We start from the raw sequence: 19,986 nt of genomic DNA, 5'->3' as shown, positions 1-19,986 counted from the left end.
CGTGCGGCGGATCGCGCCGCCGATCCGCCGCCCGGACGCCCAGATTCGTATTAATTCCGCCACACTGTTGTGGCCCTGCACCAGTCATGCCGTTCCTGAGACGCTCACGGACAGAGGAAGGCCCCGCGTCGGTCCCCGAGAGGGGTGCCGACGGGGCAGGCCAGGACGCGGTCCAGCCGGACGCTGTCCAGCAGAACGCGGATCAGCGGGACGCGGGCACGCCCGCGGGCCCCGAGACGTCCCAGCCGTCCGGCACGCCCCTGGCGGAATCGCTGCGGCCCGGCCCGCGCGGTCCCGGCTGGATCGGCGCCGCCATGGTGATCACCGCCCTGGTCTCGGCGCTCGCGACCTTCCTGATCCTGGCCGGGGTGATCCGGGTGACGCCGACGCCGGCCTACGGCGTGACGCTGCTGGCCATCAACGCCGCCCTGGTGCTCGGCCTCGCGGTCATCATCGCCTGGGAGGCGCGGGTCTTCCTGCACGCCCGCAAGGCCAACGCCGCGGTGGCGCGCCTGCACACCCGCATCGTCGGCCTGTTCTCGCTGATCGCGATCCTGCCGACGATCCTGCTCGCCGTGGTCGCCTCGGTGACGATCGACCGGGGTCTTTCGCTCGGCTTCACCGACCGGGTCCGGGACGTGGTGCTGAAATCCGTGGAGGTGGCCGACGCCTACCAGGAGAACCAGTGCCAGAGCCTCGCCCGCGAGATCCGCATCCTCGCCGACGACCTCACCCGGGCCCGGCCGAACTTCGACGTGAACCGGGACTGGTTCCAGACCTTCCTGACCACCCGGGCGACCAATCTCGGCCTGCCGGTGGCGCAGATCATGCGCGGCCCCACCGAGGTGGTGGCCCGGGCCAAGATCGACGTCCTGAAGACGAACCGCCTGCCCTCGGCGGCGGCCTTCGAGGACGCGGCGAACTCCGCCGACCCGATCTGCCTCCTGCCCACCGAGGGCCGGGTCTTCGCCGCGCTGCTGCGCATGCCGGCCTACGACGACGCCGTGCTGATGGTGCAGCGGGAGGTGAGCCAGCTCGCCATCGAGTTCCCGGGCGTGTCCCGGGCGGCGGCGGCCGAGTACCTCACCTACGATTCGCTGCGCCGCTCGATCCAGATCACCTTCGCGTCGGTGTTCCTGCTGATCGCGCTGATCGCGCTGCTCTCGGCCGTCTGGTTCGGCATGAACTTCGCCAACCGGTTCGTGGCGCCGATCCGGCGGCTGATCAACGCCGCCGACCAGGTGGCGTCGGGCAATTTCTACGCCCAGGTGCCGACCAAGAAGACCAGCGGCGACCTCGCCCACCTGGGCGAGAGCTTCAACAAGATGACCCAGGAGCTGCGCCGCCAGCACGCCGGCCTGATCGCCGCGAGCGACTTGATCGACACCCGCCGCCGCTTCACCGAGGCCGTGCTGTCGGGGGTCTCGCCCGGGGTGATCGGCCTCGACGCGGCGGGCTTCGTCACCATCGCCAACCCCGCCGCCGAGCGGATGCTCGACCTCGCGAGTGACGCCCTGGTCGGCGAGCCGCTGGCCCGCGCGGTGCCGGAGCTCGCGCCGGTGCTGGCCGAGAGCGAGGCGCGCCCGCGCAGCCTGCAGCAGCAGCAGGTCCAGCTCACCCGGTCCCGGGGCGAGCGCACCATCACGGTGCGGGTCACGAGCGAGCAGGCGCAGGGGGCGTCCCGCGGCTCGGTGGTGACGCTCGACGACATCACCGACCTCGTCCAGGCGCAGCGCAGCTCCGCCTGGGGCGACGTGGCGCGCCGCATCGCCCACGAGATCAAGAACCCGCTGACCCCGATCCAGCTCTCCGCCGAGCGGATCCGCCGCAAGTACGGGAAGGTCATCACCGCCGACAAGGAGGTGTTCGACCAGTGCACCGCCACGATCGTGCGCCAGGTGGACGAGATCAAGCGCATGGTCGACGAGTTCTCGGCCTTCGCGCGGATGCCGAAGCCCGCGATCGCGCCGAACGACCTCACCGAGATCGCCAAGCAGAACCTGTTCATGATGCGGGTCGCGCACCCGGACATCGACTTCGCGTTCTCGGCCCAGGGCGGCGCGGGCAGTGCGGAGAAGATCGTGGCGGCCTTCGACATCCGGCTGCTCAGCCAGGTGATCACCAACATCCTCAAGAACGCCGTCGAGGCGGTGGCCGAGGTGCCGGAGGCCGAGCTCGGCAAGGGCAAGATCAGCCTGAACCTCGCCGTCGAGGACGGGTTCGCGGTGATCGCCGTCACCGACAACGGCAAGGGATTCCCGGCCGAGGGGCGCCAGCGCCTGCTCGAGCCCTACATGACCACCCGCGAGGGTGGAACCGGGCTGGGGCTTGCTATCGTCAGCAAGGTGCTCGAGGAGCACGGCGGCGGGATCGAGCTGAACGACAATCCCGCCGGCCGCGGCGGCCAGGTCCGGATGCGGGTCCCGCGCGAGCACGGGCCCGAGCCGGCGGCGGCGGCCCCTGAGACCAGTCCCGTCACGACAGAGGAGAAGGGCGCCGCGCCGACGGCCCCCCGGATCGCGGAGATGCACGCATGAGCGCCGATATCCTGATCGTCGACGACGAGGCCGACATCCGCGACCTCGTCGCCGGGATCCTGGACGACGAGGGCCACCGCTGCCGCACGGCCGGCGGCTCGGACGAGGCGCTCGCCGCCATCGAGGCGCGCCGGCCGCACCTCGTCTTCCTGGACATCTGGCTGCAGGGCTCCCGGCTCGACGGCCTGCAGGTGCTCGACCTGATCAAGGCCGCGAACCCCGACCTGCCGGTGGTGATGATCTCGGGCCACGGCAACATCGAGACCGCGGTCTCGGCCATCAAGGCGGGCGCCTACGACTTCATCGAGAAGCCGTTCAAGGCCGACCGGCTGATCCTCGTGGCCGAGCGGGCGCTGGAGGCCTCCCGGCTCCGGCGCGAGGTCCGCGACCTGACGGCGCGCTCCGGCGCCACCAACCGCATCGTCGGCACGTCGCTCGCCATCAACCAGCTGCGCCAGACCCTCGACCGGGTGGCGCCGACGAACGCCCGGGTGATGATCACCGGGGCGCTGGGCGCCGGCAAGGAGCTCGCGGCGCGCAGCCTGCACAAGGCCTCGGCCCGCTCGAACGGCCCGTTCGTGCTCCTCAACGCGGCGGCGATCCTGCCCGAGACCATGGAGGCCGAGCTGTTCGGGGTCGAGGGCGAGAGCGGCCGGCGGGTCGGCGCCCTGGAGGAGGCCCACGGCGGCACCCTCTACCTCGACGAGGTCGCCGACATGCCGCGGGAGACCCAGAACCGGATCCTGCGCGTCCTCGTCGACCAGAACTTCCAGCGGGTCGGCGGCACGACGCGGGTCCACGTCGATGTCCGCATCATCTCCTCGTCCTCCCGGGACCTCCAAGAGGAGATCGCCGCGGGGCGCTTCCGCGAGGACCTGTTCCACCGCCTGTCGGTGGTGCCGATCCGGGTCCCGGCCCTGTCGGAGCGCCGGGAGGACGTGCCCGAGCTGATCCAGTTCTTCATGGACAACATCTCGTCCCAGACCGGCCTGCCCAAGCGCCGGATCGCCGAGGACGCCATGGCGGTGCTGCAGTCGCACAACTGGCCGGGGAACGTGCGCCAGCTCAAGAACAACGTCGAGCGGCTGATGATCCTGACCCAGGCCGACCCGGAGCAGGAAGTCACCTCGGAGATGCTGCCCTCCGAGATCGGCGCCCTGGTGCCGACGACGCCGGGCGGCGCGGGCGGCGAGAAGCTGATGAGCCTCGCGCTCCGGGAGGCCCGCGAGATCTTCGAGCGCGAGTACCTCGTGGCGCAGATCGCGCGGTTCTCGGGCAACATCTCCCGCACGGCCGAGTTCATCGGCATGGAGCGCTCGGCCTTGCACCGCAAGTTGAAGTCCCTCGGCATCGGCCCGTGAGGCCGCGGCGCCGGGGCGCGCGTTGAGGGCGGGGCCGATCCGTCACGGATCGGCTGGAACGGGGGTTGCTTGCACCCACGCTTTCACGTCGTCATGGTGTTGGTATACACGGCCCTGGACCGGATGATCGGACGATCCGGCCCGCGGCATACTCCTCCCGGACCGAGCGAGCCGGGACAACAAGAAGGCCAAGAAGATGGCGGGCGAACGCGCACAGAACCTTCAGGACACCTTTCTCAACCATGTCCGCAAGAACAAGATTCCGCTGACCATCTTCCTCGTCAACGGCGTCAAGCTGCAGGGCGTGGTGACGTGGTTCGACAATTTCTGCGTGCTGCTGCGCCGGGACGGGCACTCGCAGCTGGTCTACAAGCACGCGATCTCCACGATCATGCCGGGCCATCCGGTGCAGCTGTTCGAGCCGGACGAGACCGCCGAGAAGGCGTGAGGGCCGGCGGCCCCGGCGCCTAGCGGGCCGGAAGCCGGGGATCGGGCGGGTCGGAGGCCCGATGCGCCGCGCGGGCGACGCCGCGCGACCGGCGCGGCCGCGGCGGGGGAGGGCGGAGACCCCGTCCGCCGACGGATATCTGTGCCCGTTCGCGGCCGGCATCTTGGCCCGGCCCGCCCGCATCCCCATTCTGACACTCCGACCTCTCCAACGAAGCCGTCGCCCGGGGCGGCGGCGCCGAAGGCCGTATGACCGAAACGCTGACGTCCGGCGAAGCCCGCCTCCAGGCGCAGGCCGCCCCCGAGGGCGAGATCGCCGCGGCGACCCACACCCTGGTGATCGGCCCCTACCTCGCCCGCGGCGCGGCGGGCGCCGGCCCCGGACCGGCCACGCCGTCGCGCTCCGTGGAGGCCCGCCTCGACGAGGCGACCGGGCTCGCCGCCGCGATCGAGCTCGACGTGGTCGAGAGCCTCGCCGTCAGCCTGCCGCGGATCCGGCCCTCTACCTATCTCGGCAAGGGCCGGGTCGAGGAGATCGCCGGCCTGATCCGCGCCCGCGAGATCGGCCTCGTCGTGATGGACTGCGCCCTGTCGCCGGTGCAGCAGCGCAACCTCGAGAAGGCCTGGGGCGCCAAGGTCATCGACCGCACCGGCCTGATCCTGGAGATCTTCGGGCGCCGCGCCTCCACGCGCGAGGGCACGCTGCAGGTCGAGCACGCCCACCTCGCCTACCAGAAGTCCCGCCTCGTCCGCTCCTGGACCCACCTGGAGCGCCAGCGCGGCGGCTTCGGCTTCCTGGGCGGCCCCGGCGAGACCCAGATCGAGGCCGACCGGCGCATGATCCAGGAGCGCATGACCCGGATCGAGCGCGACCTCGACGCGGTGGTGCGCACCCGCGGCCTGCACCGGCAGAGCCGGGCCCGTGTGCCGTACCCGATCGTCGCGCTCGTCGGCTACACGAACGCCGGGAAGTCGAGCCTGTTCAACGCCCTGACCCGGGCCGAGGTCACCGCCAAGGACATGCTGTTCGCGACCCTCGACCCCACCGCCCGGGCGACCAAGCTGCCCCACGGCGAGACCGTGATCCTGTCGGACACGGTGGGCTTCATCTCCGACCTGCCGACGCCCCTGATCGCGGCCTTCCGGGCGACGCTCGAGGACGCCATCGAGGCCGACGTGCTGCTCCACGTGCGCGACGTCGCCCACGTCGATTCCGAGGCCCAGGCCGAGGATGTCGGCGAGGTCCTGCGCGAGCTCGGCATCGAGACCAGCACCGACCGGATCATCGAGGTCTGGAACAAGGCCGACCTGCTCGACGACGACGAGCGCGCGCGGCTCCTGAACCTCAGCGGCCAGGCCAGGGCCCGCAACGACCGCGACAGCGCCGCGCCGGTCCTGGTCTCGGCGGTGACCGGGGAGGGGCTCGCCGCCCTGGCGGCCCGGATCGAGGCGCGGATCGGGCGCAACCGCGCGAGCTTCGCGGTGGCCCTGCCGCCGGAGGACGGGGCGGCGCTGAACTGGCTCTACGAGAACGCCGAGATCCTCGACCGCCGGTCGGAGGCCGACGGCACCCTGCACCTCGCGATCCGGATCGCCCCCGAGAAGGAGCCGCGCTTCCTCAACCGCTTCGCGGCGGCCCGGCGCCTCGGCCGGGGCGGTTGATGGCCTCGGGCAGCGCCGGCAACCCGACGCTCTCCGCGCTGCAGCCCGCGCGGGCTCCTGCCGAGGGCCGGGCGGATCCCGGATCGGACGACGAGGCGGTGCTGCGGACCATGCAGGCCGGCGGCGGCCTGCGCCTGCTCGGCCTGCGGGTGGTGATCGTGCTGGTGCTGCTGATGGCGGCCCAGGCCTATGACGGCTCTCTGCACGCCCTGAGCCACTGGTTCATCCTCGGCCTGTACGGCCTCGGCACGATCTGGTTCGGGCTGCGGGAGCGGGGCGGCGGCCCCGCGGCCAACGTCTACAGCTGGGCCGGCACCGGCCTCAATGCCGGGCTCGCCGTCTACGTGATCATCGAGCACATGCTGGCCGGGGGCGGGGCGGGGCTCGGCGCCGACGCGGTGAGCCGCCTGCCCGCCTTCCTGCTCCTGCTCCAGACCGGCCTGAGCATGCGGGTGGCGCAGACCCTGCTGTTCTGCGGGCTCGTCACCGTCTGCTGGAGCGCGGCCTTCCTGGTCGGCCTGATCCATCCGGACCTGTTCCCGAACGCCGACACCTTCCCGACCGCGCAGCTCACCGGGCTCGCCACCTTCATGGCGGCGGGACTCCTCGTGGTCGACGGCATGGTCCGCCTGCGCGCCGCGGTGGTGCGGGCCCTGCGCATGGAGCACGAGCGGACCCAGCTCGCCCGCTTCGTGCCCGACACGGTCGCCCTCGACCTCGCCGCCGACGACGGCGATTCCGGCCTCGGCATCCACCGGCGCCACGCCTGCCTGATGATCCTCGACATCCGCGGCTTCTCGCGGCTCTCCCGCGAGCACCCGCCCGAGGCCATGGTGACGGCCCTGCTGGGGGTCCGGGCGGCGGCCCAGGCGGCGGTGGCGGAGCAGGGCGGCCTCGTCGACAAGTATATCGGCGACGCGGTGCTGGTGCAGTTCGTCGTCGGCCATCCCGACGTCCAGGCGCGCGCGGCGCTCGCCTGCGCCCTGTCGATCCGCGACCGGATCGCCGCGCTCAACGCGGCCCGCGCCCGGGAGACGCTGTTTCCCCTGCGGGTCGTGGTCGCCCTGCACGCGGGCGACCTGCTGGTCGGGGTCTTCGACGACGGCGTGCGGGCCGAGTACACGGTGCTGGGCCCGGCGATGAACGCCCTGGCGCGGATCGAGACCCAGGCCAAGGCGGCCGAGATCGAGATCGCCGCGTCGGGAGACTTCCTGGACCTGCTCGGCGGCGTGCTCCCGGCCGGGATCCGGGCCGTGCCGGTGCCGGACGCCGCCCTGCCGGAGCACCTCACCCTGTCGGCGATCGCGGTGGCGCCCGGCGCCTGAGACGGCTTCTCGGCGGCTTCTCGGCGGTCTCCCGGCGCCGCAGGGCGCCGGGATCGCGAGGATCGAGGCTGGCGCGCGCGGCGTCTTCTGCTACGCCCGCCGTGTAGCGAGCCCACCGTGCGTGGGCGTGGTGCCACGAGGACGCGATGCAGGGATCGACGCTGGGATCGAAGCCGAGCTCCAAGCCGGGATCGAAGCCGGGACCGGGCTGGCTGGGGCGGCTCGCCCTGGGCGTCCTGGCGGCCCTGGCCGCCGCCGGGCCGGCGCGGGCGCAGGAGAAGCCGGCCGCGAAGGCGCTCCCGCCCCTCGTCTTCACCGGCATCCCCGACCAGGACGAGAGCCGGCTGGTCGAGCGCTTCGGCAAGGTCGCCGCCTATCTGGAGGCCGAGCTCGGCGTGCCGGTGCGCTACATCCCGGTGAAGAGCTACCCGGCGGCGGTCACCGCCTTCACCAACGGGCAGGTGCAGCTCGCGTGGTTCGGCGGCTTCACCGGCGTCCAGGCGCGCAAGGCCGTGCCGGGCTCCCAGGCGATCGCGCAGGGCGCCGAGGACGCGGCGTTCAAGACCTACGTCATCGCCAACGCCGCCACCGGGCTGAAGCCGGAGAAGGATTTCCCGAAGGCCGTCGCGGGCAGGACCTTCACGTTCGGCGCCCGCGCCTCGACCTCCGGGCGGCTGATGCCCGAGTACTTCGTCCGGCAGGCCTTCCCGGGGAAGACCCCGGAGCAGGTCTTCGCCCGGGTCGGCTTCTCGGGCGACCACACCCGGACGATCCAGCTGGTCCAGTCCGGCGCCTTCGCGGTCGGCGCCGTCGACTACTCGGTCTGGGACCTCGACTCGAAGGCCGGCAAGGTCGACCCGAAGGCCGTCTCGGTGATCTGGGAGAGCCCGACCTTCCCCGATTACCAGTGGACCGTGCGGGGCGACGTGGAGCAGACCTACGGCGCCGGCTTCACCGACAGGCTGCGGGCCGCGCTGACCGGCATCGCCGACCCGGCGATCCTGGAGCCGTTCGGGCGCTCGAAGTTCATCCCCGTGACCAACGCGGCCTACGAGCCCCTCGTCGAGGTCGGACGCTCCACCGGCCTCCTGGACTGACGCGCGTGTCGCGCGGCGCGGCAGCCGGCGAGGAGTCGGGCGAGGAGTCGGGCGCGGGGTCCGGCGCGGCCATCGTCCTGGCGAACGCCTCCGCGGCCTATGACGGGCGCCCGGTTCTGTCGGGCCTCGACCTGACCGTGCGGGCGGGCGAGCGGGTCGCGCTCATGGGGCGCTCGGGGGCCGGCAAGTCGACCCTGATCGGCCTGATCCACGGGCAGGCCCCCGGGCGGGTGGCCCTGGTGCCGCAGGCGGCCGCCCTGGTGCGGCCGCTCTCGGTGTTCCACAACGTCTACATGGGCCGCCTCGACCGGCGCTCGACCCTGCACAACCTGCGGACCCTGGTCCGGCCGGCGCGGGCCGACGTCGCCGCCGTGGCGGCGGTCCTCGACCGGGTCGGGCTCGCGGACCGGCTCTGGGACCGGGCCGGGGAGCTCTCCGGCGGCCAGCAGCAGCGCGTCTCGGTGGCCCGCGCCCTCTACAACGGACGGCCGATCCTGGTGGCGGACGAGCCGGTCTCGGCGCTGGACCGCCAGCAGGGCGGCCGGATCCTCACCGAGCTGGCCCGCGGGCACGAGACCCTGATCCTGGCGCTCCACGACGTGGCCCTGGCCCTCGCCCACACCGACCGGGTCGTGGTGCTGGAGGCCGGCCGGATCGTCCTCGACGCGCCCTCGGCCGGCCTCGACCCGGCGCGGCTCAGCCCGTTCTACGAGGCCGCCTGATGGGCGCCGTCGCGGGCAAGGCCGCGGGCAGGGCCACGGGCAAGGCCGCGCTCCTGCCGCGGCCGGGCTACGCGGCGGTGAGCCGGTGGTTCCTGGCCGCGGCGCTCGCCGGCCTGCTGGTGGCGGACCTGCAGGTCACGACGCTCCATCCCTTCGCCGACCTCGCCCGGCTGCTGGGCGGCCTGATCCGGCCCGATTTTCTCGCCGTCGAGGGCTGGAGCGTCGTCACCACGGTGGCCTTCGCGATGCTCGGCGTCGGCCTCGGGGCCGGGACGGGGCTGCTGCTCGCCGTCCCCTTCGCCCGCTCGCGCGCCGTCCGGCTCGCCTGCGCGGGCCTGCGCGCCGTCCACGAGCTGTTCTGGGCGCTGCTGCTGATGCAGGTCTTCGGCCTGTCGGCGACCACCGGCGTGCTCGCCATCGCGCTGCCCTACGCGGGCATCTGCGCCAAGGTCTACGCCGAGTTGATCGAGGAGGCCGACCTCGCGGCGCTCCGCGTCCTGCCCGCGGGCACCGACGCGGTCTCGGCCTTCCTGTACGCGCGCCTCCCCGAAGTGGCCGGACGGATGCGCGACTACACCCTCTATCGCCTCGAATGCGGCCTGCGCTCCAGCCTCGTGCTGGGCTTCATCGGCCTGCCGACCATGGGCTTCGCCTTCGAATCCGCCTTCCGCCAGGGCCGCTACGCCGAGGCCGGGGCGCTGCTCCTGATCTTCTACGCGCTGATCGGCACGCGCCGGCTCTGGGTGCGCGCCCGGACCCTGCCAATCCTCCTCGTCGGCGCCGTGCTGGCGCTGCCGCCGACCGTCGGCAGCGCGGCGATCGGCCCGAGCCTCGCCCGCTTCCTCGGCCACGACGTCGTGCCGGCGCCGCTCCGGGGCGCGCCGCTCACCGAGCCCGAGACCTGGGCGCGGCTCTGGTCGTGGCTGCGCCCGATCCTGACCGAGCAGGTCCTGCCCGGGACCGCCCAGACCCTGATCCTGGCGCAGATCGCCCTGGCCGCCACCGCCCTCGGGGCCCTCGTCCTGTTCCCGCTGACCGCGCGGCGCTTCGCCGGCCCGATCGGGCGGCCGCTGGGGCGGGCGCTCCTCGTGGTGGTGCGCTCCACGCCGGAATACATGCTGGCCTACGTCGCCCTGCAGCTGCTCGGCCCCTCGATGCTGCCGGCGATCCTGGCGCTGGCGCTGCACAATGCCGGCATCGTCGCCTACCTGATGGGCCGGCACGCCGACGCGATCCCCTACCGGGCCGACGCCCCCCGGGGCCTCGACCTCTACGCCTACGAGACCGTGCCGCGGCTCTACGGGCAGTTCCTGGCCTACCTCCTCTACCGCTGGGAGCTGATCCTGCGGGAGAGCGCGATCTTCGGGATCCTGGGGGTCGCGACCTTGGGCTTCTACGTGGACGCCGCGATCTCGGAATTGCGCCTCGACGTGGCCCTGGTGCTGATCGCCGCCACCGCGCTGGTGACGGTGGCGGTCGACGCGTTCTCGCGGGCGCTCCGCCGGTCCCTGCGGATCGACGCGCTGCCGACCCGGCTGTCCGGGCCGCGGCCGATCACCGGGGCGGAGGGGGAGGGCGGTTGAGCGGGGCGCCGTCGTTGCGAGCGGAGCGAAGCAATCCAGCAGCGCCACGCCCGCCGATGTCGCGCTGCCCTGGATCGCCTCGCTCCGCGCGCGATGACGGGGCTGGTCACCGCGCCGCGGGCGGTCGCCAACGGGACCGCCCGGGCCGCCTCACCACTTGTAGCTGACCTTCGCCAGCACCCGACGGGCGTCGCCGTAGAAGCACGACACGTTGGACTGGCAGGAGGCGACGTAGCGCCGGTCGGCGAGGTTCGAGGCGTTCACCTGGAAGCGCCAGTTCTCGTAATCGTAGTGCACCTGCGCGTCGAACAGCACGTAGTCGGGCACCCGCAGGGTGTTGGCCACGTCCGCGAAGGAGCTGCCGACGTAGCGCACGCCGCCGCCGAAGCCGAAGCCGCGCCACGGCCCGAGCGGGATGGTGTAGTCGGCGAACAGCGAGGCCAGGGTCTGGGGGATGTTGACCGGCGTCTTGCCGACCCGCACCGGATCGGCATCCCGCTCGGTGGTGAAGTCGAACTTGGTGAAGGACGCCACGAGGTTGAGGCCGTCGGCGACGTTGGCGACGAGCTGCGCCTCGAAGCCGGTGGAGCGCACCGCGCCGACCTGCGTCTGGAAGATCGTGTTCACCGGGTTGGGGGTGAGCACGTTGTTGCGGTGGATGTCGAAGCCCGCCAGCGTCAGGAAGTAGCCCTGGCCGGGCGGCTCGAACTTGACGCCGCCCTCGACCTGGTCGCCGGTATCGGGCCTGAAGGTGCGGTTGTTGATGTCCACGCCGATCTGGGGCTGGAACGAGGTCGCGTACATGATGTAGGGCGCGAGGCCGAAGTCGAAGTTGTAGATCGCCGCCGCCCGGTAGGTGAAGGCGCTGTCGTTGCGGCCGTTGGTGTTGGCGGGCGTCAGGCGGTCGTAGACGGTGTTCTGGACGAAGTCCTGGCGGCCGCCGAGGATCAGGGTCAGCTCCGGCGTGAGCTTGATCTGGTCCTGGAAGTAGAGGCCGACCTGCTGGAACGAGTTGGCGTTGATCAGGTAGGGCGAGGCCGAGACCGCCTGCGGGCCGTAAGAGGGCGCGAGGATGTTGAGGTCGGGGCCGGGGAAGCCCGAGGCCTGGTTGTCGTGGATCTGGAAGTTCCGGTACTCCACGCCCATCAGGAAGTCGTGGCGGAAGAAGCCGTCGAAGAACTTGGCCTCGGCCTGCGTGTCGACGTCGAGCTGCGCGATCTTGGCGGAATCCCGGAACAGGTAGCGGCCGAGCTGGGTCTGGAGCGGGTCGGTGTAGCCGAGCTGGCCGATATAGGAATTCTGGAAGCTCTGCGTGTAGCCGTAGCGGGCGTTCTGGCGCACCGCCCAGGTGTCGTCGAAGACGTGCTCGAACTCGTAGCCGATGAAGGCCTGGTCGCGCCGGAAGGTGTTGAAGCCCGCATCGCCCACGTTGAGCGAGCGCGGGATGCGCAGGCCGAGCACGGTCGGCCGGGCCGTGCCGTAATAGGGCAGGAAGTTCGCCGTCACGGCCGTGTTGTCGTGCTGGAAGCTCGACAGGATTGTGAACTTGGTCGACCCGTCCGGCTTATAGGTGAAGGCCGGGGCGATGTAGTAGCTGTCGTCCGGCGCGCCCTGGACCTGCGTGCCGCCGTTGCGGGCGTAGCCGGTCAGGCGGCCGAACCAGTGGCCCTCGGCGTCGGCCGGGCCGCCGACGTCGAAGGCGGCGTAGCGCTGGTCGAAGGAACCGCCGCCGACCTCGACGAGCCCGAACGGGGTCTCGGTCGGGCGCTTGCTGATCTGGTTGATCAGGCCGCCGGGATTGCCGGCGCCGAACAGCACCGCGGAGGGGCCGCGCAGCACCTCGATGCGCTCCAGCCCGAACGTGTTCACGCGGCTGTAGGCGAAGCCGTAGTTCAGGAGCTGCAGGCCGTTGAGGTAGAGGCCGTAATCGCTGACCACGAAGCCGCGGAGCTGGAAGAAGTCGAGGCGCGTGTCGGCGCCGAAGGTGCCCGCGTAGGTGCCGGCGACGTACTGGGTCGCCTGGGTGAGGGTCTGGGCGTTCTGGGTGTCGAGCTGCTTGCGGCCCACGACGCTGATCGATTGCGGCGTCTCGATCAGCGGGGTGTTGGTCTTGGTCGCGGTCGCCGAGCGCCGGGCCACGTAGCCGTCGATCGGGCCGGTCGGGCTCTCCGCGCCGCGCACGGGCGCGCCGGCGGGGACCCCGGAGGCCGGGCCGCCGCCCTGGCCGGTGACGCTCAGCTCCTCGAGCTGCACGCTGCCGCCGGCGGTCGGTCCGGCGCCGGCGCGGCGCGGCGCGTCCTGGGCGAGGCTCGGCGCGGCCTGCGCCAGCACGGCGAGCGAGGCCCCGGCGAGCAGGGCGCGCAGGGTGACGCCGGGGAGGGGGGGGACGGCTCTCATGGTCTCTTGCCGGATGCGACGCTGCGGGCAGCCGACCGCGCGCGCCGGGGGCCACCCCGGCGTCTCGGCCGCGCTGTTTAGAATTGTGATAAAGTACTGTAAAACTTGATCTTTCTCCATCCGGACTACGGGCAGCCGGACGCGGCCGCAAGCGGCCTTCACGCGGAAGGCGACGCCTGTTGCCGTAGCGACACGTATCGGTGGTGCGGCGGGGGGCGGTCCCGCGGGGCTACTTCACCCGGTCCGCGAGCCAGCCGGCCAGGACGTCCGCGACGGCGTCGCTGTTCGTCTCCAGCATCATCATGTGGCCGTTGCCGTGGAGGCCGCGGTCGGCCAGCCGGACCACGTCCGGCCTGGCGCCGGCCTGGGTCAGGAACGCGACGGTGCAGTCGTCGTAGGTCGCGTGGAAGGAGGCCTCAGCGGTCACCACCACGGCCGGCACCTTGGCGAGGTTCGGCAGGGACCGGACGGGCTCGCCCTGCAGCCAGCAGCGGATCCGCCCGTCCGCCGCCCTGTTGTCGGACTTGGAATCGGACCCCTTGGCCGCCTGCGCCACCGTCAGGTCCTCGGGCGCCCGGACCGGCGGGTCGAAGGTCAGCGGCATGCGGGTCAGCCCGTAGGCGCGGGCGCGCCCGTCGCCGGTCTTCTCCCAGAACTCCTTGCCGCCGCGGAACTGCACGTCGAAGAAGGGCGGGCCGTTCGGCTCGACGGCGACATGGGCCTTCACGAGGTCCGGCCGCGCGTCCGAGGCCGCCCAGCCGAACAGGGCCGCCTGGCCGTGGGTGAGCAGGATCGCCGGCCCGATCCTGTCCAGCAGCGCCACCAGGGCCGGGTCGACCCATTCCTCGGTCTGCTGGCTGTTGGCGAGGAACGGGACCTGGCTGGCGAAGAACTGGTCGAAGGCGGCGTTGCCCTGCACGCCGGCCCCGCCCGGCCAGCGGGTGTGGAGCTTGGCCTGCGGGTAGAGGTCGTAGACCTCGGGGGCCGTGTGGGTGCGCTCCAGGCTGCGGGTGCCGAGCCGGTCGTAGGGGCCGTAGACCTCCGGGTTGGTGCCCGAGCGCCCGCGCCCGACCTGATCGACCACGTAGACCTGATAGCCCTTCTCGACGAAGCGCTGCACCCAGCCCGGGCGGCCGTCCGCGGTGGCGAGGTAGTTCACGCCGGTCTGGGCGAGGCCGTGGACCATCACCACCGGGTAGGGCTGCGTGACCCGGGCCGGGGTGCGCGACTGCACGAACATCTGGCCGACCATCACGGTCTTGTCGCCGAGCTTCTGGTAGCGGCCGCCGATGTAGAAGTAGCCGGCGCGGGTCACCGGCTCGGCCGGGCCCGGCTCCGCCGCCCGCGGCGGCGCATTCGGAGGCGGCGCGGGCTGGGGTGCGGGCTGGGCCGGGACCGGCCCCTGCGCCCGGGCGGGGCCCGCGACAAGCCCGGCTCCCAGCCCGGCGGCCAGGATCAGCCCGTGAGCGCCGCGCAGCGCCGCGCGGGTGCCGTTCGCGGTGCCGTTCGCAATGCCGCCCGCGATGCCGCTGCCGGCCATGCCGTCTCTCCCGGATGCGCGCCGCTCCGCGCCGGCGCTTATTGCGGGAAACGCAACGTTCCACCAGCCAGGAAAGCTGCACGGTCCCGCGCGATCATCCCCGGCCGGACGAAGCGTCGCGGCGACCGGGATCGCGGCCGAGCCCGGCCCTCCGCGCATGCCAGGCGCGACCGCGGCGGCGCTGGCGCGGCGCGGGCGGCGCGCCCACCTTGGGGAGGCACCGGCGCCACAGCGGCGCCCCCCGCCCGGATCGCCCGCGGCGGGGCGAAGCCAAGGACTCCCGCCGTGGATCCCGAAACCGCCAAGACCCTGGTCTCCGCCGCCCTGGTCGCGTCGATCACCCTGTTCAGCCTCGTGTCGCTCCAGGCGTTCGTCGCCCAGATCCTGGCCGACCTGCGCGACGCCGGGTCCGCCCCGAAGCCCGTGCCCGTGCCGGTGCGCGTCGACCGCCGGGATCCGCCGCGGGCCTGACCGGCCCGCCGCTCCGGTCGACGGGTGCCGGGCCGGGCGCGGCTCAGGCCCCGTCCTGCCGGGCCCGCTCGCGCAGGATGAACTTCTGCACCTTGCCGGTGGAGGTCTTCGGCAACTCGCCGAAGACCACGTGGCGGGGGAGCTTGTAGGAGGCCAGCCGCCCCCGGCACCACTGGATCAGCTCGTCGGCCGTGGGGGTCGCGCCGGCTTTGAGCTCGACGAAGGCGCAGGGCGTCTCGCCCCACTTCGCGTCGGGCTTGGCCACCACCGCGGCCGCGGCCACCGCCGGGTGCTTGAACAGGGCGTCCTCGACCTCGATCGACGAGATGTTCTCGCCGCCCGAGATGATGATGTCCTTCGAGCGGTCCTTGAGCTGCACGTAGCCGTCCGGGTGCTTCACCCCGAGGTCGCCGGTGCGGAACCAGCCGCCCTTGAAGGCGGCCTGCGTGGCCGCCGGGTTCTTGAGGTAGCCGCGCATCACCACGTTGCCGCGCATCATCACCTCGCCGATCGTCGCCCCGTCGGCGGGCACCGGCTCCAGCGTCTCCGGGTCGCGCACGTCGAGAGCCTCGAGCACCGGGTAGCGCACGCCCTGGCGGGCCTTCCGGGCCGCCCGCTGGTCGGCCGCCAGCGCGTCCCAGTCGGCGTGCCAGGCGTTGACTACCGCCGGGCCGTAGCTCTCGGTCAGGCCGTACAGGTGGGTCACGTCGAACCCGGCCTCCGACATGCCGGCCAGCACCGCCTCCGGCGGCGGGGCCGCGGCGGTGAAGAAGGCGACGCGCCGGGGCAGGTCGCGGCGCTCGGCATCGGGGGCGTTGATCAGCATCTGCATGACGATCGGCGCGCCGCAGAGATGCGTGACCCCGTGCTCGGCCATCAGCCGGTACATCGTCTCGGCCCGCACCTGCCGCAGGCAGACATGGGTCCCGGCCACGATCGACAGGGTCCAGGGGAAGCACCAGCCGTTGCAGTGGAACATCGGCAGGGTCCAGAGATAGACCGGGTGCTGGCCGAGCCCGCCCGTGATGACGTTGCCGAGGGCCAGCAGCGCCGCCCCGCGATGGTGGTAGACCACGCCCTTCGGGTCGCCGGTGGTGCCCGAGGTGTAGTTCAGGGTGATCGCGTCCCACTCGTCGTCCGGCAGCCGCCAGTCGTGCTCCGGGTCGCCCCCGGCCAGGAAGGCCTCGTAGTCGGTCGCGCCCAGGCGGGCGCCCGGGCCGTCGTACTCGGGATCGTCGACGTCGATCACGAAGGGCTTGGGCTCCAGCCCCTCCAGGGCCCCGGCGGCCGTCCGGGAGAACTCGCGGTCGGTGATCAGCACCTTGGCCTCGCCGTGCTGCAGGCAGAAGCGGATCGCGTCGGCGTCGAGGCGGGTGTTGAGGGTGTTGAGCACCGCGCCGGTCATCGGCACGCCGTAGTGGCACTCGATCATCTCGGGGGTGTTGGCGAGCAGCGCCGCCACGGTGTCGCCGCGGCCGATCCCGCGCGCCGCCAGCGCCGAGGCGAGGCGGCGGGCCCGGGCGTAGACCTCCCGGTAGGGCCGCCGCAGGGGGCCGTGGACCACCGCGACGTGGTCGGGAAACACCCGCGCGGCCCGGTCCAGGTAGAGCAGGGGCGTCAGCGGCTGGTGGTTGGCCGGGACGCGGTCGAGGTCGCGGTCGTAGATCGTGTCGCGGGCCATCCCCGTCCTCCCGGCAAAGTGTTGCCGGGACAGTAGCTTGCCGGAACGGGCGCGATCAATCGGTCCGGCGGGGCTTCCGCGCCCCGTCGCCCGCCCAGAGGCACACCCCGCCACGCGCTCAGTGGCGCGGCTCGTCCTCGGGCTCGGGCAGGAAGCGGGCGAGCTCGAAGCCGATCTCGATCATCAGGTGCTCGATCCGGTCGGTGAGCGACGGCCGGTGCAGGGCGCGGGCGAGGTCGCGCAGGGCGATGACGTGCTCGGCCATCCGGTTCACCACCCGCTCGCTCTGCACGAGATTGGCGGCCTGCTCCTCGGTGCGGTCGATGGCGATGCCGCGCCCGCGGGTCGCCCCGCCGGCGGGGTCGCGCTCGATCCGGCCGCGCATCAGCAGCGTGCGAATCCCGGTGCGCGTGTCCTTCGTGCGGAACTCCGCCTCGACGGGACCGCCGGTCTCGGCCACCGCGTGGAGATAGCTCTCGATCCGGACGCGGTCCTCGGGATGGGTGCGGTCGAGGAAGGCCTCCAGGGACACGCCGGCGGCGGCCGCCTCGGGGTCCAGGCCGAGCAGATCCGCGAGCGGGGCCGAGAGCGCCAGCTGCCCCGCCCAGTAATCGTGGGCCCAGGTGCCCACGACGCCGGAGGCCTCCAGAATGGATTGCGGGATCGGGGCTTCGGACATGCCATTCCTCGATGGGGCGATCCTTGTCTTTAAACTTGAGGTTTTCACCCCCACCAAGCTCCTCGTCTCACCCGCGCTCACGCTACGGTATCCGGGCGTCGCTGGAAAGGCTGTTAACCCTCTATATGCCAAGAATCTTAACTTGAAGTTTAGACTGCTGTCCTGCTGCCGCACTGGGCGGGGATATCCGGGAGGGACCGTTGTCTTAACGGCTCGTTAACCATGTCGGCCCCAACCTGTGCCCCGACATCCTTGGGTCACAGGATCGCGGCACGCCGCGAATCCCATACCTGAGGTTGGCACAGACGGCGCGGCGACCGGCAGTTGCGGGCGCCCGGACGGATGCATGGGGCCTTCTGGAGGACGCCCGGGATGAAAGCGATCACCTTCGTCACGCAGAAGGGCGGCAGCGGCAAGAGCACGCTGTGCATCTCCCTGGCGGTGGCCGCCCGGGAGGCGGGCCACACGGTCTGCATCCTGGAAATGGACCGGCAGGCCACGATCTCCGACTGGCTGGACCACCGCACGGCCGACGGTCCCGAGGTGGCGCAGATCGACGCCACCCAGATCGACGCCGTGATGGAGCGCCTGCGCGATTCCGCCTACGACTACGTGTTCATCGACACGCCCGGCGTCGATTCCACCGGCACCCTCTCGGCGATCCGCGCCGCGGATCTGTGCATCATCCCGTGCCGGCCGACCCCCGCCGACCTGCGGGCGTTCAAGCCGACCCTGGCCGCCGTCTACCGGCTGGAGAAGAAGTTCGCCTTCGTGCTGAACCAGACCCCGCCGCGCTCCTACCGGGTCCGCGACGCCGCGGACGGGCTCGCGGTGCTGGGCATCCTGCCCGACGTGAACATCGTCGCCCGCACCGACCACCAGGACGCGATCGGCCTCGGCCAGGGCGTCACCGAGTTCAACCCCAAGGGCCAGGCCGCCGGCGAGGTCCGCCGCCTCTGGTCGTGGATCGAGCGCCGCACGCAGTCCCTGAGGACGGGCCAGCATGTCCAAGCCGCCTAAGCTCAGCCTCGCGGCGATCGTGGCGTCGGCGAGCCCGCCGGCCCGGCCCCAGGCGGCCCGGCCGCAGGGCGCCGAGATCGTGTCGCTCACCCTCGCGCCCCCGGCGCCGAAGCAGGCGGCCACGCTCAAGCAGCGCGCCCGCCAGATGTCGGTCTACCTGGAGCCGCCGGTCTACGACCAGCTGCGCGACCTCGCCTACGCCGAGCGGACCAAGATGCACGCGCTGATGCTGGAAGGCCTCGACCTGCTGTTCAAGCAGCGCGGCGCCCAGTCGATCGGGCAGCTCACCGACACGCAGTCCCGCTGAGGCCGGACCGGGCTCAAACCCGGAGCGGCGCGGCCGCTCCGGACCGCTCCCACACGGAAACGTCGAGCGCCGCGCTCCGAAACGATCGGGGGCAGGCGCCGACCAGGATCCGACAAAGCCCTTTTCTGAACAAAGGCTTGGCCGTCGATCCTCGCGCGATGCGCGAGATCCGGTCGGCCGCGCGGGCCGCTTCCTGAACCCGGCCGCGCCCCAGCGTTCAGGCTTCCTTTACGCGACCGCTACAAATCTGGGTGGACCGATCGCGGCCCCGTGCACGCGGCCGGCTCCGGTCCGGTCGGGCCCCGCTCACGCGTAGAGTTTGGTGAAGTCCACGATGGTGCGCACGACGCTTCCCCGGCCGGCGCGCCTCGCCCTGCGGCTCATCGCCGTCTCGGGCGTGGCCCTGGCCACGGCCAACTGCGCGACCTCGCCCCAGCAGAAGCTCGCCGCCGGGAACGGGATCGACCCGAAATACGGGGTCAAGGCGAGCCCGCGCCTCTACAACGAGGGCGACGTGATCCCGAAGGGCGGCGGGCGCCGCTACACCGGCAAGCCCTACGTGGTGGCCGGCCAGACCTACGTGCCGAAGGAGAATCCGAGCGGCTACGTCCGCGAGGGGCTGGCCTCCTGGTACGGCGCGGCCTTCCACGGCCGCCTGACCGCCAACGGCGAGGTCTTCGACCGCCACTCGATCGCCGCCGCCCACCCGACCCTGCCGCTGCCGAGCTACGCCCGGGTGACGAACCTCGACAACGGCTACTCGATGGTGGTGCGCGTCAACGACCGCGGCCCCTACCATGCCGGCCGGGTCATGGACGTGTCGGAGGATGCGGCCGACGCGCTGGGCTTCCACCGCAGGGGCACCGCGCGGGTGCGCGTCGAGTATGTCGGCAAGGCCTCGGTGGCCGGCAGCGACGACCGCAAGCTCCTCGCGAGCCTGCGCACCGACGGCCGGCCGGCCGGCCGCTCGACCGTGATGATGGCCGATCTCGGCCCGACGGAGGACACCGAGCGCTACACGCGCTCCGCCCCGGCTCTGGCCTTCAGGCCCGCCCAGGAGGCGGAGGAGAGCGGGGCGGAGGCCGGGAAGGCGGCCGGGAAGGCGCCCGCCGAGGCCCCGGCCGCCCGGCCCGAGCGGACGGCGCCGGTGCGCGCCC

The 19,986-nt window shown here is 72.5% G+C and carries 16 protein-coding genes; 12 read left to right on the top strand and 4 right to left on the bottom strand.

Going from position 1 to position 19,986, the window contains the following annotated elements; genetic code table 11:
* Positions 1-314: 314 nt before the first annotated feature.
* The 8 genes from ACLBYE_RS14815 (at position 315) to ACLBYE_RS14780 (ending at position 10,734) form a co-directional block, all read left to right on the top strand.
* Entirely contained in the window at positions 315-2,537 is a 2,223-nt protein-coding gene (locus ACLBYE_RS14815) for an ATP-binding protein (RefSeq protein ID WP_447681827.1), read from the top strand.
* Positions 2,534-3,898, top strand: coding sequence for a nitrogen assimilation response regulator NtrX (gene ntrX, locus ACLBYE_RS14810; protein WP_020095571.1), 1,365 nt, complete (start codon positions 2,534-2,536; stop codon positions 3,896-3,898). The genes ACLBYE_RS14815 and ntrX overlap by 4 nt, the downstream gene beginning before the upstream one ends.
* Positions 3,899-4,094: 196 nt before the next feature.
* Positions 4,095-4,346 carry an RNA chaperone Hfq gene (gene hfq, locus ACLBYE_RS14805; protein ID WP_007563033.1) on the top strand — a complete coding sequence of 84 codons (252 nt, stop codon included), beginning with the start codon at positions 4,095-4,097 and terminating at the stop codon, positions 4,344-4,346.
* A gap of 248 nt (positions 4,347-4,594) precedes the next feature.
* A complete protein-coding gene (gene hflX, locus ACLBYE_RS14800) occupies positions 4,595-6,007 on the top strand; it encodes a GTPase HflX (protein ID WP_447694748.1) in 1,413 nt (470 codons plus the stop codon).
* Positions 6,007-7,332, top strand: a complete 1,326-nt coding sequence (locus tag ACLBYE_RS14795; protein ID WP_447694747.1) for an adenylate/guanylate cyclase domain-containing protein — start codon at positions 6,007-6,009, stop codon at positions 7,330-7,332. Before hflX ends, ACLBYE_RS14795 begins: the two co-directional genes overlap by 1 nt.
* 146 nt (positions 7,333-7,478) lie before the next feature.
* Complete coding sequence (locus ACLBYE_RS14790; RefSeq protein ID WP_447694746.1) at positions 7,479-8,429, top strand: putative selenate ABC transporter substrate-binding protein; 951 nt, start codon at positions 7,479-7,481, stop codon at positions 8,427-8,429.
* A 5-nt stretch (positions 8,430-8,434) separates the two neighbouring features.
* Complete coding sequence (locus ACLBYE_RS14785) at positions 8,435-9,151, top strand: ATP-binding cassette domain-containing protein (RefSeq protein WP_447694745.1); 717 nt, start codon at positions 8,435-8,437, stop codon at positions 9,149-9,151.
* Positions 9,151-10,734, top strand: a complete 1,584-nt coding sequence (locus ACLBYE_RS14780; RefSeq protein WP_447694744.1) for a PhnE/PtxC family ABC transporter permease — start codon at positions 9,151-9,153, stop codon at positions 10,732-10,734. Before ACLBYE_RS14785 ends, ACLBYE_RS14780 begins: the two co-directional genes overlap by 1 nt.
* 150 nt (positions 10,735-10,884) lie before the next feature.
* Here ACLBYE_RS14780 and ACLBYE_RS14775 read toward each other — a convergent pair whose 3' ends face one another.
* Positions 10,885-13,131: a TonB-dependent siderophore receptor gene (locus ACLBYE_RS14775; protein WP_447694743.1), complete on the bottom strand. Its 2,247-nt coding sequence runs from the start codon at positions 13,129-13,131 to the stop codon at positions 10,885-10,887.
* Positions 13,132-13,360: 229 nt separating this feature from the next.
* Positions 13,361-14,671, bottom strand: a complete 1,311-nt coding sequence (locus ACLBYE_RS14770; RefSeq protein WP_447694742.1) for an alpha/beta hydrolase — start codon at positions 14,669-14,671, stop codon at positions 13,361-13,363.
* A gap of 285 nt (positions 14,672-14,956) precedes the next feature.
* On the opposite strand from ACLBYE_RS14770, the gene ACLBYE_RS14765 reads away from it, so the two are divergent.
* The gene (locus ACLBYE_RS14765; protein WP_447694741.1) at positions 14,957-15,142 is read left to right on the top strand and encodes a hypothetical protein; all 186 of its coding nucleotides are present in this window, start codon (positions 14,957-14,959) and stop codon (positions 15,140-15,142) included.
* 43 nt (positions 15,143-15,185) lie between these two features.
* Here the strand turns inward: ACLBYE_RS14765 and ACLBYE_RS14760 are convergent, their stop codons facing one another.
* Entirely contained in the window at positions 15,186-16,823 is a 1,638-nt protein-coding gene (locus tag ACLBYE_RS14760) for an acyl-CoA synthetase (protein WP_056524616.1), read from the bottom strand.
* A gap of 118 nt (positions 16,824-16,941) precedes the next feature.
* Entirely contained in the window at positions 16,942-17,502 is a 561-nt protein-coding gene (locus ACLBYE_RS14755) for a PAS domain-containing protein (RefSeq protein WP_020095561.1), read from the bottom strand.
* 372 nt (positions 17,503-17,874) lie between these two features.
* On the opposite strand from ACLBYE_RS14755, the gene ACLBYE_RS14750 reads away from it, so the two are divergent.
* The 3 genes from ACLBYE_RS14750 to ACLBYE_RS14740 form a co-directional block, all read left to right on the top strand.
* Positions 17,875-18,522, top strand: a complete 648-nt coding sequence (locus tag ACLBYE_RS14750) for a ParA family protein (RefSeq protein WP_012318487.1) — start codon at positions 17,875-17,877, stop codon at positions 18,520-18,522.
* Positions 18,506-18,829 (top strand): ribbon-helix-helix domain-containing protein, encoded by a 324-nt coding sequence (locus ACLBYE_RS14745; protein WP_020095560.1) that lies wholly within the window; start codon positions 18,506-18,508, stop codon positions 18,827-18,829. The genes ACLBYE_RS14750 and ACLBYE_RS14745 overlap by 17 nt, the downstream gene beginning before the upstream one ends.
* A 334-nt stretch (positions 18,830-19,163) precedes the next feature.
* Positions 19,164-19,986: septal ring lytic transglycosylase RlpA family protein (locus ACLBYE_RS14740; protein WP_447694740.1), on the top strand; the 823-nt coding region annotated here is incomplete at its 3' end.

This window comes from Methylobacterium sp. A52T (assembly GCF_053346095.1).
Note: the sequence above shows the minus strand (reverse complement) of the source record. Positions and strands in the feature narration are given on the sequence as shown.

Coding starts and splice junctions, on each gene's coding strand:
- ACLBYE_RS14815 (WP_447681827.1), top strand. CDS start 315: ATGGTGATCACCGCCCTGGTCTCGGCGCTCGCGACCTTCCTGATCCTG.
- ntrX (WP_020095571.1), top strand. CDS start 2,534: ATGAGCGCCGATATCCTGATCGTCGACGACGAGGCCGACATCCGCGAC.
- hfq (WP_007563033.1), top strand. CDS start 4,095: ATGGCGGGCGAACGCGCACAGAACCTTCAGGACACCTTTCTCAACCAT.
- hflX (WP_447694748.1), top strand. CDS start 4,595: ATGACCGAAACGCTGACGTCCGGCGAAGCCCGCCTCCAGGCGCAGGCC.
- ACLBYE_RS14795 (WP_447694747.1), top strand. CDS start 6,007: ATGGCCTCGGGCAGCGCCGGCAACCCGACGCTCTCCGCGCTGCAGCCC.
- ACLBYE_RS14790 (WP_447694746.1), top strand. CDS start 7,479: ATGCAGGGATCGACGCTGGGATCGAAGCCGAGCTCCAAGCCGGGATCG.
- ACLBYE_RS14780 (WP_447694744.1), top strand. CDS start 9,151: ATGGGCGCCGTCGCGGGCAAGGCCGCGGGCAGGGCCACGGGCAAGGCC.
- ACLBYE_RS14775 (WP_447694743.1), bottom strand. CDS start 13,131: ATGAGAGCCGTCCCCCCCCTCCCCGGCGTCACCCTGCGCGCCCTGCTC.
- ACLBYE_RS14770 (WP_447694742.1), bottom strand. CDS start 14,671: ATGGCCGGCAGCGGCATCGCGGGCGGCATTGCGAACGGCACCGCGAAC.
- ACLBYE_RS14760 (WP_056524616.1), bottom strand. CDS start 16,823: ATGGCCCGCGACACGATCTACGACCGCGACCTCGACCGCGTCCCGGCC.
- ACLBYE_RS14755 (WP_020095561.1), bottom strand. CDS start 17,502: ATGTCCGAAGCCCCGATCCCGCAATCCATTCTGGAGGCCTCCGGCGTC.
- ACLBYE_RS14750 (WP_012318487.1), top strand. CDS start 17,875: ATGAAAGCGATCACCTTCGTCACGCAGAAGGGCGGCAGCGGCAAGAGC.
- ACLBYE_RS14745 (WP_020095560.1), top strand. CDS start 18,506: ATGTCCAAGCCGCCTAAGCTCAGCCTCGCGGCGATCGTGGCGTCGGCG.